We start from the raw sequence: 14,325 nt of genomic DNA on the forward strand, positions 1-14,325 counted from the left end.
GACAGTCCTCCGCCTTGTGCGTATCTCATGATGTCGGTGTACCCGGCAATCAAGGCACGTCAGAACCTACGACACCACGAGTTCAACCTCAGTAGTGCCCGGTACACCCGGTTGTCGTTGTCGTTGTCGCTGGGGTGGATCATCAGGATCTCGTCCGCCTCGTTGGTGACCACGACGTTGACCGACGAGAACAGGTTGTTGGATGCAGGAGTATCGGGGGCGTCATGGAAGTCGATGTGGCCTACGGCTGCACACGATGGCACCCGGCTGCACGTGATCGCTAAGAGGAAGCACGCTAAGCCCCAGTTCAGGGGCCTAACAGCTGGTAGGAAGAGTGCCCCCGGCATGATTCGAACATGCGACACCCGCTTTAGGAGAGCGGTGGTTGTGCAGATGGCGTATGGGCTCTGACCTGCGTAGACGCTTCGCCTTTTGCGGGGAAGCTGAAAGATCATCCCGCGCATGTCCCTGAGTACAGAGCGTAGAGTCTCTCGGGCCGGAGAGCCGGAAGCCTCGGGCTGGCCAGGTCCGGCCTATTGAGCACGTGCTCTCCAGAGGCCGGAATTTACGAGTCCGAGCGCATGTTGTCCGCCTGCAGCTGAGTAAGAACATCAGACAGAGTCGAAGAGCTCCGGTGCCCATGGGCCTTGGACACGACGATGGCGGCCACCTCTTCCGCTGTCGCCGCTGTTCTTCCCGGCCGGGTTGTGTCCTGTCAGGGCCGAGAGGATCGGTGATCTCACCTTCCCGGGCCGACTCCAGTACCCGTTTGGTCAGTTGCTGTAGCAAGTCACCCTCACTGGTCAGATGTAGATCCTCGCTGCAGGCTCGATCAACGACCATCGAGATCAAATGCTCGCCCGTCATCGAGCGATCCGGCTGGACAGGCAGGTGGTTCAGGGACAGCGACTAACGGCGGTTTCGGACATCAAGAATCTCTCCCGTGATCACCAGATCAGCTGTTGGCTTTATAGTCCCATCTAGGCACGCGCCGTTGGTGGGAAGGGACGAGCTTGGTGCTGGTGGACTTGAGCTTGCAGCGCAGTTACAGGTCTGGGCGGGATGCCCTGCTCGACGACTTCTACGTACCCTGTATGCAGGAGTCAATCAAGTACGACCGCGCAGTCGGCTACTTCTCCAGCACCCTCTACCAGGTGGTTGGGCTGGCTTTCTCGGACTTCGTTCGACGCGGTGGACGCATGCGCTTGATCTGTTCTCCGGCATTGTCGCCTGAAGACTTCGCGGCTATGAAGGAAGCTGACGAGGTTGGACGACGTGCTCAGGAGACGGTACGTGAGGATCTCGAGCGGCTGTTGAACCGCCCAGAGGCGGTGCCCGCGACCAAGTTCCTCGCCACACTTATTGTGAATGACATTATCGATGTACGAATCGCTTTCGCCGATCAACCGGGTGGCCTGTTCCACGACAAGTTGGGCATCTTCGAAGACAGCGAGGGCAAGCGTGTCACGTTCATCGGCAGCGCCAACGAGACCTGGCGAGCCTGGGGCTACAACCACGAGTCCTTCGACGCCTTCTGTAGCTGGCAGAACGAGTCCGATCTGCTGCGAACCCGTGACCACGCCGATTCCTTCCGCGAGATCTGGCGCGGGCGCGAACCAGGAGTCCGCATAGCCCAACTGGAAGAGTTGACGCTCTCTCATCTCGTCCCGCTTGCTGACGACGACCTTGACCACGCCATTGAGGAAGTCCGTTCGTACCTGGGCCGCAAGCTGAGCCAAAAACTGGGACGGACCCTGATGGATCACCAGCGCCTCGCACTTGAGGACTGGGCAAGCCACAACCACCGTGGCATCGTCAACTTCGCGACGGGTGCTGGAAAGACGCTCACGGCCATCGAAGGGGTGAAGCGTTGGACGGACGCTGGCGGGGCGGCGGTCGTACTCGTTCCTGGTCGAGACTTGCATGCACAGTGGATCCGTGAAATTGAGACTGAGCTGAACAATGTGCAAATCCTTCCCGCAGGCGCAGGCGCTCTCAAGTCCGACTGGATCAAGCTACTGCCGGTCTTCACGGCCCCGGGCAACTCACCTCACGCACGGCGCTTAGTGGTCGCCACCAACCATACGTTCGCGAGCGAGGACTTCCAGCGCCGTCTCAAGACGGGTGACCACCTTTTGATCGTGGCCGATGAGATGCATCGTGCGGGCAGCAACAAGGTGCTGTCCGTCCTGGAGCAGGCACGATGCGGTGCGACGCTGGGGCTGAGTGCTACTTTCCGCCGCCAGTTCGACGATGAGGGCACCGACCGCCTACTTGAGTTCTTTGGTCCCGTCCTATCGCCTGTAATCGGTCTCGCTGAGGCGCTCATGCTCGGCCTGCTCGTGCCATACGACTACCGTCTGCATGAGCTGACGCTTGACGACGACGAGATGGAGGAGTACAGGCAGCTCACGAAACGGATCGGCCAGCTAGTCGGTCAGGGTCAGTCGGTCAACAGCCCCGATTCGCCACTCCAGATGCTGCTCATCCGCAGGGCACGCGTGCTTAAGCAGGCACGCCAGAAGGTTCCCATGGCTGCTGAGATCCTTCGCGATGAGTACAAGCCGGGCGACCGATGGCTCGTTTACTGCGACGATCTGACGCAGCTCAAGACACTGACTCAGGAATGCTTAGCGGCTGGTTTGCCGGCACTGGAATTCTACGCAGACATGCCAGGCAACCGTGATGCTGTCATCCGAAGCCTTAGTGAGTACGGGGGCATCGTGGTCGCGATCCGCTGCCTCGACGAGGGCATCGACATCCCGGTGACCGATCACGCTCTAATCCTGGCCAGCTCAACCGTCGAACGCGAGTACATTCAGCGCCGGGGTCGTGTGCTGCGGAGAGCACCGGCCACCGGAAAGGTCAGCGCTGAGGTACACGACCTCATGTTGGTTGACTCTCTCGGGGGTGCGCTTACCAAAAGCGAGGCTCTCAGGGCTCTTGAGTTTGTTCGGCTCGCCCGTAATCCAGCCGCTCGCGAGCGGCTCAAGGCGATTGTCTCCCTGAGTCAAGATCCAATTCAGCTTCCTGATTTTCTTGATTACGACGAGGAAAGCGACTGAAGATGGCTGATGCAAACGATAGCCCGCGGAGGCATGGACAGCAGGGAGCCCTGGCCGCATTGCAAGAGGTAGCTCAGGACCCCGCCATGCGCAACCAGTACGGTTTGGCCATCGAGTCGTTCTTGCAGGACGACTATGAGCAGTTAATTAAGCTCGCCTGGCGGTATCAGTTTGACGACGACCGCTCGAAGTATAAGCGCGAGCTACGCGAGCTGCAGGAGCATGCCAGTGAGCGGATCCTTGCGCGACTGGAGTTGAATGGATGAGCCTGCAATTCGAAAGCCTTAGCCTGAAGAACTTCGGACCTTACCGGAAGATCGACGAGCTGAGCCTTCGGACCGACCTCGAAGCACCAATCGTGGTCATCCATGGTGAGAACACTCTTGGCAAGACCAGCCTGTTCCGCGCCCTACGATGGTGCCTCTATGGAGCGCCCGAAGCGGGCAAGACAGCGTCGGAGTCGGCGCGCGGGCTCACCAACTACATGAACCGTCCCGCCCAGGCAGACGGCGAGTCCGACATGCAGGTAGCCATCAAGTTCACAGCTGATGGCCATCAGTTCCATCTGACGCGCACCGCCCTCTTTCGAAACGATGCCGCTCCGAGTGTCTCGGCGGACCTGCGCGTGGATTCACAAGTGATCCAGCAAGCTTCGATTGACGTGGAGATCGGTCGCCAGCTACACCCGCAAATCTCCGAGTTCTTCTTGTTTGATGGTGAACTACTCCGCGACTTCTACGATCGCCTAAACTCCGACCGTGAGCGCGATTTGCTGAAGCGCAGCATTGAGAGCGTGCTGGGTATCCCAGCGCTTCAGCTGGCCGCGCGCGACATCAGAACGATGACTGACGACGTCTTGGAGCGGCAAACCAAGGCGATGAAGAACCAGGAGAATGCCGAGGCCGCTCAAAAGCGACTTCGCGAGCTGAAATCCCGGCAGGAGAGCCTCGATAAGGATCGTGCTGAGATCGAAGCGGTACGACGCAAAGCTCAGTCCGATCTCGAAGACGTCAATGAGCGGATCGCCTCAGTCGAGGAGTTGAAGGCGGATGCCCGCGAGATGGAGATGCTCGAGTCGCAGATAAAGGGCGGTGAAGCCGAACGTCAGCAAGTTGCCGAAGAAATGCGCAAGTTGCTCGCAAGTGGCTGGCTGGCCCCGGCGAGTACCAAACTGTCGGTGGTGTTGACGCGCGTCGCAGCGAAGAATGATGCGGCTCAAGAAAAACAGAGGGAGATTCAGGCAGCTCGCGGTCGAGTGGATCTGCTCCAAAAACAGCTTCAAGGCGGTACTTGTCCCACCTGTCATCAGGAATTGCCGCCCCCGGAAACGGCAACGCAACAGGAGCTGACTGACGCAAAGGCCAAACTGCAACAACTGACAGATGAGGCCGGCAACGGTCCCGACTTGCCGCGCGAGCGACGGATTCGCGCCCTGATCGACACTGACACGATCAGGACCTATCAGGACAAACAGGCGCAGTTTAACAAGATTATCGCAGCGCAGTATGACCGTAAGCGACGCCTCAGCACCATCAAAGACCGTCTAAAGGATAACGACGCCGCTAAGATCCGCCAGTTGGGCCGCGACCAGGAGCGTCTTGAGCGAGCGATCGTGGGCTACTCGAACGCGCTGCGGGGGTACGACGAGGAGCAGGTAAAGATTGATTCCGAACAGAAGCGGGCTGCCAATGCTCTGCGTAAGCTCAGCGGATCGCAGCCTACGCTGGCGGCCGAGGCGTACTTCTTTCAATATGTTCAGGAGTTGACTAACCGCACGATCGGTCGATATCGGGAACGTACGCGGACTGAGGTCGAGCGGACTGCAACCGAAATGTTTATGAAGCTAATCCGTGACTCTGAGGGCTACGACGGCATTCAGATCGGGAGCGACTATCGAGTGGATCTAGTTGGTAAGCGCGGACCCGCCATGAAGACGAGTGAGGGCGGTCGCCAGCTTATCGCGCTGTCCCTTATAGGCGCGCTCAAGCAGGCGGCGGTGCGTGGTGGCCCGGTCGTGCTCGACAGCCCGCTTGCCCGGCTCGACCGGAAGCACCGCGAAAACGTGCTTCTGCGTTGGGTCCCGGAGCTCGGCACTCAAGCGATTTTGCTTGTACAGTCTGGCGAACTCACGGAGCAGCAGGCTCACGAGATCATGGGCAGCCGAATTGGCCAGGAATACCGCATCCTCCGGCCCAACAACGATCCCGAAGAGGCCATCATCGAGAGGACGCAATAAGCAATGGCACAGGAAGACAAACAGCAGATCGGGCTTACACCCGATGCGAACGAGGCGATCACGAAGATCGCCACAGACTACTTTGGTGGCAGTCAGCAGGACGCCTATCGATTCGCCATTTCATACGCTATCGGTGCGAATCTCGATATTGCGGACGCGCCCCAGAGCGGCTACGTAACCAAGTACAACGCCCTTGGCACGCTGGAGATTGGTAGCAGTTTGCGTGACTTGCTCGAACTGCTAGAGGTTGGTGATCCATCGCGCCCCTTTGCCGCGGCGGAGAAACTAGCCGAACTGGGGGTACGTGATATCGCACGTCGACTGGATGGTAATGAAACAATGGCAGACATTCTAAGCAGTACTGCTGAGATAATGTGACGATTCCCTCGAACCGTAGGCTCTGATCGATTATTTTTAGCTTTAGAATATTGCCTTTTCGGCGCGTCTCGCATCAGGCAAGTCAGCCGCCTTCAAGCGATCAAATTCCATTGGCGGGTGCAACCCGTTAGTGGTGTGCAACCACTCATGATCGAAGTCGTCCGCTCAGGAAACTGTCGCAGCCATGCTTTAGGGAGCAAGCAGCCTGACAAGACGCAGGAGTTCGAACTCTATCGAGGAAAACAGCGACTCGGCGGCGTTCTCCAGCGTCGATCCGGCGTGGTCCATTAACTATGGTGAGGCGCCGGCAGACCTGCCGGGAACAGGCCCGCGATGTGGTGGTGAGGCGGCGTTGCTGTACTTCTGCCCTACACAGCGGCGGCGAGAACCCACATGCCCAGTGGCAAGGGGACCCGTACCGCAGGGCCGCTAGGCCCGAGGAACGGAAGCCCCGCGGCAGCTGCCCTTCGCCATCGCCGAAATGTGGAGAGATGCATACTCACCTGCCACACCCGCGCCTACTCCTCAGCGCTTGTGCTACTGCTAAACCTTGCTCTCACTCGAGAGTGTGCAGCGTCGGGACCGCCATCCTTGTACGGCTCATCCCAGTCAACGGCCCCTGGGCCCATCCAAGGGTCTCCGTTCTTGTGGGCCAGCACAAGCACGCAATCCCGATCGGTCGCCTGCCCCTTCGTGTCACCCCAGATACGACTCACTTTCGTTTCAACGGAGAAGTGATCACCAATCAACGTAATAAGACGGAGATCTGTCTTGGAGCCAATATCATCCCAAATCTTCTTGGCAAGCGGAACTGGATCCTTACCTGGGTCGGCGACATCGCCAATGATTACTGTCGCAACTCCATCGCGCTTGAGTACACGTTGGATGCCAAGCAGCGTCCGTAGCAGGAAGTCCTGATATGACGTGTAGGTATGCCGATGATCAAGTGTCGCGTCTAGTTCTACACGCCCTTTACCCCGATCGCGCCCTACTTCGTCTATTCCAAAGAGCCACAGGCGGATCCAATTGGCGGTTCCATAGTTCACGACTTGTAGGTACGGCGGGGACGTTACAACAAGGTCCACACTGTTAGAAGCAATTCGCCTGCTAGTCATTAGTTTCGACGCATCGTGCGCGAAGACTTGCCCGTCGTGCCCGTCGATCGCATCAAGATATAGCCGAGATATCTTATCGCGCAGGCGCTCGAAAACGTCCTGGTCAGGTGCGATAAGACTTTTCTCTTGAATGTATTTCTTGACGTATGATGGCGACATGCTAAAGGTGTTCGGCATGCTGATACTCAAATACTGGGAAGTTCCGTCCCTGCGGTGCAAACCATGCATAATTCCCGCTAAAGAACCAGCGATCATCGCCATTTCAGACGTCCAGGAGGTCACTGCTTGACGGAGCAGTGACCTACGTATGTAACAGATCTGGCGCAACGTATTTGGATGATACAGCATTGCTATGTCAGGGGACACATCCGGTTCGGGCTCAGTTGTGCTCTTATACCGCTTTTCAAGTTTACTCAAGTACGTGTTGATAGCTACCCAGGACGGTGGACTTGCTTTGGCACGCGATAGAACATAGGCAAGTGGACTCAGATCGTTACTTATCGTGCGTCTTCCCTCGACTCTCGCTTGCAGCGGTACAGTGCCCCGACCACTGAATGGATCGAGGACAACATCGCCAGGTCGAGAGTACTGTTGGATAAAGTAGTGGACGAGCTTAGCCGGGAACATTCCGTGATATGAGCACATCGTGTGCATCGAATGACCCCAGCGGGGACTCACGACATGCCAGAGGTGGCCTTCCGTGGTTGTGCCACCGTCAATCGATTCTCGTTCAGAGGTCTCGAAGAAGGCATCCTCTGTCCAATTCGTGGATATCATGCTCATTGTAGGTACTTCCGTAGTGATTCAGCAGCGATTCGAAGGACGGGTTCTGAAGAGCCTTTATGTACCCGTAAAAGGTGATTCATAGCTGCCGCGATTTTCCGCTGTTCTTCTACGTCGGTTTTTAGCGCTAACTTTTCGGGGGCCTCTTCTATGCTAGCCTCTGGCCCTGACTTCTCAGGGTTCTTGGTGGAGTGTTGAGTTATTGAGCGACGCAAGCCTAAATCACGCTTAACGGCTCGCAGCTCTTCGTCCTCGCGGTAATGTTGCGCTACCAAGTCGCTGGTGGCGCTTTCGACAAAGTGCGTCGTAAATCGGAATGAATTACCTTGATTAGCGGCTGTGATCCGTTCCTTGAACCAACTATCTATTGACTCTTCTTGGTCGCAAAAGCTCTCCCTTAGAACGAACTCTAGACCTTCGCTGGTAAGTCGGAGCCATGCGTAGGGATTGGATGAGGGAAGCACACCTGCATCCATGAGTTCGACGATTTGGGCGAACCTTCCACCGCGCTGCATGAGTCGCCAGAGCCCTGTGTAGTTACGCAGCGTTGTCGGCGAAACGCCAATATAGCGTGCAATGTCGGCTTTTTTAACACGTTCCGTCTGATGAAGGTGCTCTACTAAAGCCGCCAACTGGCTAGGTAGGAGATCTTGGTATATGTCGCTCTGGTAGCGAAACTCGAATCGGCTCGCATAGTCCATCACGTATGCCGGGATTCGGGTAAACCGAGTTGGATCTGCTTCTCGAATAGCGGCGATAGCCTGAAGGCGCATTGTTCCATCGACTACAAGATATCCACCATCTGGCCGTGGCGCCACCTTGAGAGGTTCTGCTAGGCCTATCTCCTCTATTGAAGACCTGAGTCGATCCTGGAACTGCTTGGCACTACCGGACCGGCTCAGTTCTTTGCTGAGAATCAATTCCGATGGACTGAGCGCAACAAGCTTCATCCGGTCACCACCTTGGAATGTCTGTCATCACTGAAGTCCATTGGTAGCGCCGCAGCCAACTGACTCATTCGATCGGATACTGGACCAGGGGGCAGCTTGCTGAGTGTGTCACAGGCCCACGTCAGTAGCAGTAACCGCTGCGTTCGATGGACGGTACCGAGTTGTACCAGATCTCGCCAGCCAAGTGCCTCGAATAACGCCTCAATCTCCTTTGTTCGGAGTGAGTATCGAGCCAGTGCGGCGACCACATCGCTGCGCTCTATATTTCCAACATAGCGGGCGATCAGAGCATGCAGTGTCAGGTTTACGGTTCCCTTTTTGAGTGCAGCTAATTCATTGCTATTGGCGCCGTCTAGTTGAGCTTCTAGGCGTCGAACGGTGGCGGGGGAGACGCCAAAGCGCTTGGCAACATCCGCGGTTTCCTCACCGTCCTGCCGAGCTCGTGCGATCAAAAGTGCGCGATCAATAGGGCGCATTCGGAGTCGAGCAACGTTTTCAACTAGGAATTGCTGGACTTTCGCGTTCTCTGCGAAATCGTCGTCAACGACGATCGCCGGGATTTTTTCTATACCCAGGAGTCGGCATGCGAGGGTTCGCCCCTGCCCCTTGACCAATAGGTAGTCACCGGAGTCGTCAGGCGCAACACGTACTGTTATAGGGGTTAGTACGCCAAACTGCCTGATCGACTTACATAGCTCACGGTGGCCCTCTCGGTCGCGCTTGCGACCAAGACCCTCCTCCGGGCGTATCCCTGCTACAGGGAGCTCTTGCACTCTTAGCAGAGTGTCTCTTTCGCTGACCTGCTCTTTGAGGGGGGCCTCTGAGGTGCCTGGCTCGCCAGCGGACGTCAGGGCGGAGGGGGGTGTCGACACATCCATCACCTCGCTTAACTTACACGTCTGTCATCTCAAATGATCCCCAAACACGAGTCTTCGAGCCTAACCTGAGCGAACTCCTGGGCCAGCTGGCCTTGTTCAAGCACCGTCTTGGCCTTGTTCAAGCACCGTCTGCAATCGGACGACCTGCGCTGGAGCGCCCAGTATGGTAGCGAACGCAGTTCCGTTGTCACGCCGTCGCCAGCACAGCGCCGAGGTCATGTCTCTCACTTCAGCGTTTGCTCCCGCAGCTGATGACGTGCCGACGACTGCCCTCTTTCCAAGCGCCGTGCAAGTGAGTAACTGGTGCCCTGTTTCGCATATCCACCCGCGGCTGCTGTCCGTCGCAGGTGCGCCTCACCACCTTGCAGGTAACCCATCTTCGGCGTACCTTAACGCATCGATGAAAGTTAGCCCATCAGAGACAGCCTCGGGTAGCACACTTCCGGTACCTCCGCCGTAAAGCCTGGCGTACAACTCTGTGTTTTAATTGTGATCTTCGTGCATGAACGAACTCGTACATGCATGTCGCTTTTCGGACCTTAGCCCTGGACCATGCTGCGGTCCTGCTGCTCGGATGAGAGCTGTGGGCCCTCGCAGGAGATGTTGACTTGTGCGAGATTATCCAGGATCTTGAAAGCTCAAAATAGAGTGAGAAGTTCTTCTTCGTCCTCGCCTTCAGTGTAGCCATCCAGTTGAGCTGGCTTGATCACTGAGAGCTTAACCTCTTCGCCAGAAAGTATGGCTTCATAATGTCGCTTAATTCTTTCCGGCGAATGGTTCTCTAGAAATCTAATCACCGAAGCGGCTGCATATTGATGGTCTTTTTCGAAAGCCAGCCACTTGCGGCCGAGATCGTTTGCTACTCTACCTGTAGTGTTAGACCCGCTGAAAAAGTCAATAACAACGTCGCCCGGTTGAGTCAGCATTCTAATGAAGAATTCAGGAAGAGCTGAGGGGAAGCGTGCTGGATGGCTTGGCACGTCCAGATGCTGACACATACGAAGATAGAAGCTGTTTGATTCCGTATTAGGTATCACTAATAGATTGGGTGGTAGGGCGCCGCCGTTGTCAAAACTGAACGCACTGCCAATGACATGCTCCGACGGCCGATCTTTTGGGCGGTAATAACCTTCTGGATTGCGTAGAAGGCGTTGCATAGAGTCCGAGTAGGGGATCCGTACTTGAGATATGTCCGCCTTGGGGAACTCGGTTTTTGAGAGCCACCAGACAGTGTTAACTGCATCCTTGGCTCGAATTTTTTGCCTATTGACCCACTCTGTTGGCGAAGGAAGCCGTGCTGGATTAAACCAGTAGAATTCTTCGGCTAGAAAATAATCGAGTTTATCTACGAATTCTATTAGTGCTCGGAACTGATGAAGAGATCTCACGGGTCGCCCCTGCTGATAGGCGCCGCCGATATCGATAACTAAACTTCCCGTAGGCTTAAGTGCGGCATAAGCTAACTTTGCGAAATCTGTTAGCCATGCCACATACTCATTCTGGTCCTCGTTACCGTAGGCTTTTTTTCTCAGCAAAGGGAAAGGAGGGCTTGTGATGAACAGGTCGACGCTTTCTTGCGGGAGCTCGGCGAGTAGCTTTTGGCTCTCTCCGCAGATTTGAGCCCCGACCTTTGTAGTGTAGAGGACGGCGCCAGAGCTCAGATGCTCGAAAAACTTGGTCATCAGGCTCCTCGAAACGAACCAATGGTATGTTGTAGTGTGCCACGTGTGTCTAGGTGGGCTGAAACTGTTATGTATGCGGCAGGTTTTGTGTATTGGCGCGGCAAAGATATTCATCCGTTAATCATAAAAATTCGATCCGTGCATGGCTTTCGGTCAATTGAGCTGCAAGGGAACCAATGCTTGATTGAGGCGGTCTTGGAAGGAATCCCCGGAAACACGGTTTTTCTGCGGTCCGAGATACTGCCGCCACCGTGAAGGGTGGCGCGGTCTGCCTTGCAGCGCCCAGACTGAGTGGATCCCCCGTTCGTGAAGTACCTCTCGAACGTATGTCACCTGACTGTTGAGCAGCTGCTTTAGAGCTCCAGTCGCGCCACCCATACCCCACGCTACTAGTACCTCATCGCCATACATGATGGCCTGCCTAAGCGCTTCACGCGAAGCAGCGATCTCCTGTTCGGAGATTTTTATCCGATTGAGGGATGGAAGATCCTTGGACGGAACGGCTAGCAGGTTAGTGAGCGATAGTTGCTGGCAACCGGTTGTTGAGAGGGCAGCTGTGACATTCCGATACGTTATGGTTCGCTCTGCGGGTCGTAATGGCGGATTGAGGAGAATTGCGCAAAGCACACGGTCTGTAGTAGTGCGCAGGTCTACCTCCAGCATGTGTGTCCTATCTCGACAGCGTTCAAAGGGTGACAATAGCGTCACGCCCGGACAGTTTGTGGGCGGCGCTGGCCGCGACCGGCCGGAGAGCCGCAGCGCGGCCAGCGACCGCCCAAGGCGCGTGCCGCAGGCGGCACGCGCCTTGAGACGTATGGAAAGTTCTCATCCGGAGTGAGCGGGCTCCGGTGGCCTTGAGGCTGTAGTGCCTACTCGAGGGCCTCGCCGGGCTCCGCAGTGCGTTCCTCGACAGTGGTGACGAAGCTGCCCATGCCTCGTTCGGTTCGGATCCATCGGTCCTTGCGTAGGGCGTTCATGACCTTTTGTGCGGTCTGGGTAGCGATGCCGAACTCTTGGGTGAGATCGACGACCGAGGGGATGCGTTGGCCTGGCTTGTACTGGCCGGCCTCGATGCGCTTGACGATGATGTCTCGTACCTGTCGCCACCTGGGCAGATCATCGCGCAACTCGGTCATGAGCACACGGTAGAAGCCCGTAGAGGAGGGCACTCCAGCGGAACATACTGCTGTGTTCTATGGTGTTCTATAGAATTGCATGTCTATGATGCGGCCATGGCATCGGTGAGCGGTGGTCTACGTGCCAGCTCGGGACCGCTTCCCCACACCGGTCCCGTCCCCTGGTGCTGGAGGGCACCAAGGGACACGGTTCCGGGTTCCGCTCACCGATGCCCACCTACCAAGCGCTTTCGTCGAACGACGTGGAGAAGGGAGTGAGCCGTGACCGCGACCTTCCCCGACGACACAGCGGTAAGGGCTGCCGAAGAGCTCCGTGAGGCCCTGACTCGATACGGGATCACTGCTGATGTGCATGACGGGTACGGGCTGGCACTCGTGTCGGTCTGGGTGGATCTGATCGTGTGGTGCCGCGGGGATCAGTTCTGGTGGCGTACCGGCTGGAACCCCCGCCAGTACCGCCCCGTCTACGCCCGTCACCCGGCGGCCGAACCTCACCAGGCTGCGCATCGCGTCGCCCTGCGGTATGCGGAGTTGCGGCAGATCCATCCGCTGCCGGAGCAGAGAGCGGCGTACCCGGCATGACCGCGTCTGGCGGGAGGTCGCTGATGCTGCCGGTTCGTTCACCTGGGGTGGCCGCCGGGGCGCTGGTGCGGCCTGCGGAGCATCTTCGCCTGGGGGATCTCCTGGCTTTCGAGCGTGATCGTGATCAGCCGTTCCGGATCACTCCGGTCCCCGGCGAGGAATACGAGCGCGGACATCGTGCCGTTGATCTCGTGTGGGGGCAGGTCACCCAGCTCGGCCGGTTGGGTAGTGGTGGCTGCTGGTTGAAGCCGCCGACGTTCCTGCTGTCGGTCTTCTGCTCGTTTCCCGCGGACGGCTCTCTGATCACCACTCTGTTCAACCATTCCCCCGTGCTGCTCCGGCCTGGCCACAAACAGCGGGACCGGATGGTGAACCCATGAACGGGCGTGACGGCGTTGGCCCTGGGCGGGGTGCGCCGTCACGCCTCACCACACCGGCCATGCCCGGAACGGAATGAGGATGCGATGTCTGAACGGTTCGCTCAACGGCTTCCGGCCTGGCCTCTGCCTGCGGTGGGCGCTGGGCCGGTAATCGAGGGGTGGCAGACCGAGCAGAGTGGGTGGGGTGTCTTCTCCGCGCACCGCACCCCTGAGCGCGCGCTGACCGAACAGGAGATGCTCGCCGGGCTCACCGGGCATCTGGTCGCAGAAACGGCCGAGGAACTTCTCCAGCTGGTCGACGAACAGCGATGCATCGCAGAGCGGCTGAACGATGTACCGCCGGTGTGTCCGCACTGCGGGCGCTCCCAGGGAGACGCGCCGCTGATCGTGACGGCGGATGAGTCATCGGTCACGGCTGAGCGGTGCGCCCGCAGCTACCCGACCGGGACGGACTGTCTTCACCATGAGGTGGAGTGGACCCGCCCGAATCCCCTGCCCGATGGTGCCCGTTGTCGGCAGTGCGGCACCTGGTGGCGGCTGGACCTGATCCCCGACGAGGTAGAGGCTCGTCTCAAGGGCGGCACTCCTGCGACTGAGGACAACCGGCCTGCCGTAGTCGATCGTAGGCACCCCTGATCTCGCGTGCTGCGGCGTCGGCTTCAAGACGGTCGGTGTGGAGGCGTAGGTGAAAGAACCCGGCGTCGGTGCTCGTCTCCAGGTCGGTGAGTGTCTCGTCCCATGCGGTCAGGCGCTTGTGGGTGTCGACGTCACCGCGGCTTCGGGATCGTTGTTCGGTGACCTCGCGCGGGACCCACAGCAGCACACGGAGCCAGGAATCCGGGGTACGGCCGATCAGGCGACACAGGTCATCGAGGTTGCCCATGTGCACGACCGGGACGTAGCCGGCGGCGTGGCGATCTTCGATCGTCTGGCGGTCGATGGCGTAGACGTTGCCGTAGCGGCGGGTCTCGGCGACCAGTCGGCCCACCTGGCGGAGCTTGTCCAGCTGCTCGGCACTGACGAACTCATACCCGTCTGCTCGGCCTGAGGTTCCCCCCGCAGGACGGACACCTCGTCTGAGTCGACTTGCGTCGGCTGGGAAGGAAGAGACTCGTGCCTGCACCTCACTCGCCTGAGTTT

At 58.0% G+C, this 14,325-nt stretch carries 14 protein-coding genes and 1 pseudogene; 6 read left to right on the forward strand and 9 right to left on the reverse strand.

Annotated features, from left to right (window positions below):
- Positions 1 to 59: 59 nt before the first annotated feature.
- Positions 60 to 263 carry a hypothetical protein gene (locus AB0J58_RS41715; protein ID WP_364226682.1) on the reverse strand — a complete coding sequence of 68 codons (204 nt, stop codon included), beginning with the start codon at positions 261 to 263 and terminating at the stop codon, positions 60 to 62.
- A gap of 753 nt (positions 264 to 1,016) precedes the next feature.
- On the opposite strand from AB0J58_RS41715, the gene AB0J58_RS41720 reads away from it, so the two are divergent.
- The 4 genes from AB0J58_RS41720 (at position 1,017) to AB0J58_RS41735 (ending at position 5,679) form a co-directional block, all read left to right on the forward strand.
- Positions 1,017 to 3,065 (forward strand): DEAD/DEAH box helicase family protein, encoded by a 2,049-nt coding sequence (locus AB0J58_RS41720; protein ID WP_364226710.1) that lies wholly within the window; start codon positions 1,017 to 1,019, stop codon positions 3,063 to 3,065.
- An 86-nt stretch (positions 3,066 to 3,151) separates the two neighbouring features.
- Positions 3,152 to 3,331: a hypothetical protein gene (locus tag AB0J58_RS41725; RefSeq protein ID WP_364226684.1), complete on the forward strand. Its 180-nt coding sequence runs from the start codon at positions 3,152 to 3,154 to the stop codon at positions 3,329 to 3,331.
- Positions 3,328 to 5,301: an AAA family ATPase gene (locus tag AB0J58_RS41730; protein ID WP_364226686.1), complete on the forward strand. Its 1,974-nt coding sequence runs from the start codon at positions 3,328 to 3,330 to the stop codon at positions 5,299 to 5,301. Before AB0J58_RS41725 ends, AB0J58_RS41730 begins: the two co-directional genes overlap by 4 nt.
- A gap of 3 nt (positions 5,302 to 5,304) precedes the next feature.
- Complete coding sequence (locus AB0J58_RS41735) at positions 5,305 to 5,679, forward strand: hypothetical protein (RefSeq protein ID WP_364226689.1); 375 nt, start codon at positions 5,305 to 5,307, stop codon at positions 5,677 to 5,679.
- Positions 5,680 to 6,197: 518 nt separating this feature from the next.
- Here the strand turns inward: AB0J58_RS41735 and AB0J58_RS41740 are convergent.
- The 7 genes and pseudogenes from AB0J58_RS41740 to AB0J58_RS41770 all read right to left on the reverse strand — a co-directional run bounded on the left by AB0J58_RS41740 (position 6,198) and on the right by AB0J58_RS41770 (position 12,223).
- A complete protein-coding gene (locus tag AB0J58_RS41740; RefSeq protein ID WP_364226715.1) occupies positions 6,198 to 7,055 on the reverse strand; it encodes a hypothetical protein in 858 nt (285 codons plus the stop codon).
- Between the two features lie 234 nt (positions 7,056 to 7,289).
- Positions 7,290 to 7,577, reverse strand: a pseudogene (locus AB0J58_RS41745) (DNA methyltransferase); the annotation flags it as partial.
- Positions 7,574 to 8,527, reverse strand: a complete 954-nt coding sequence (locus AB0J58_RS41750) for a ParB N-terminal domain-containing protein (RefSeq protein ID WP_364226692.1) — start codon at positions 8,525 to 8,527, stop codon at positions 7,574 to 7,576. The pseudogene AB0J58_RS41745 and the gene AB0J58_RS41750, both read right to left, overlap by 4 nt.
- Positions 8,524 to 9,405 carry a ParB/RepB/Spo0J family partition protein gene (locus AB0J58_RS41755; RefSeq protein ID WP_364226713.1) on the reverse strand — a complete coding sequence of 294 codons (882 nt, stop codon included), beginning with the start codon at positions 9,403 to 9,405 and terminating at the stop codon, positions 8,524 to 8,526. The genes AB0J58_RS41750 and AB0J58_RS41755 overlap by 4 nt, the downstream gene beginning before the upstream one ends.
- 638 nt (positions 9,406 to 10,043) lie before the next feature.
- Complete coding sequence (locus AB0J58_RS41760; RefSeq protein WP_364226694.1) at positions 10,044 to 11,087, reverse strand: site-specific DNA-methyltransferase; 1,044 nt, start codon at positions 11,085 to 11,087, stop codon at positions 10,044 to 10,046.
- A 153-nt stretch (positions 11,088 to 11,240) separates the two neighbouring features.
- A complete protein-coding gene (locus tag AB0J58_RS41765) occupies positions 11,241 to 11,750 on the reverse strand; it encodes a DUF1643 domain-containing protein (protein ID WP_364226697.1) in 510 nt (169 codons plus the stop codon).
- A gap of 206 nt (positions 11,751 to 11,956) precedes the next feature.
- Positions 11,957 to 12,223, reverse strand: a complete 267-nt coding sequence (locus tag AB0J58_RS41770) for a winged helix-turn-helix domain-containing protein (RefSeq protein ID WP_364226699.1) — start codon at positions 12,221 to 12,223, stop codon at positions 11,957 to 11,959.
- Between the two features lie 261 nt (positions 12,224 to 12,484).
- Between AB0J58_RS41770 and AB0J58_RS41775 the strand changes: the two genes are divergently transcribed.
- On the forward strand, positions 12,485 to 12,805 hold the full coding sequence (locus tag AB0J58_RS41775) for a hypothetical protein (protein ID WP_364226702.1): 321 nt from the start codon (positions 12,485 to 12,487) through the stop codon (positions 12,803 to 12,805).
- Positions 12,806 to 12,828: 23 nt separating this feature from the next.
- Positions 12,829 to 13,185 (forward strand): hypothetical protein, encoded by a 357-nt coding sequence (locus AB0J58_RS41780; protein WP_364226704.1) that lies wholly within the window; start codon positions 12,829 to 12,831, stop codon positions 13,183 to 13,185.
- A 571-nt stretch (positions 13,186 to 13,756) separates the two neighbouring features.
- On the opposite strand, the gene AB0J58_RS41785 is transcribed toward AB0J58_RS41780, so the two are convergent.
- The gene (locus AB0J58_RS41785) at positions 13,757 to 14,173 is read right to left on the reverse strand and encodes a hypothetical protein (protein WP_364226707.1); all 417 of its coding nucleotides are present in this window, start codon (positions 14,171 to 14,173) and stop codon (positions 13,757 to 13,759) included.
- Positions 14,174 to 14,325 lie beyond the last annotated feature (152 nt).

Source organism: Streptosporangium sp. NPDC049644 (assembly GCF_040675205.1).
Lineage (GTDB): Bacteria > Actinomycetota > Actinomycetes > Streptosporangiales > Streptosporangiaceae > Streptosporangium > Streptosporangium fukuiense.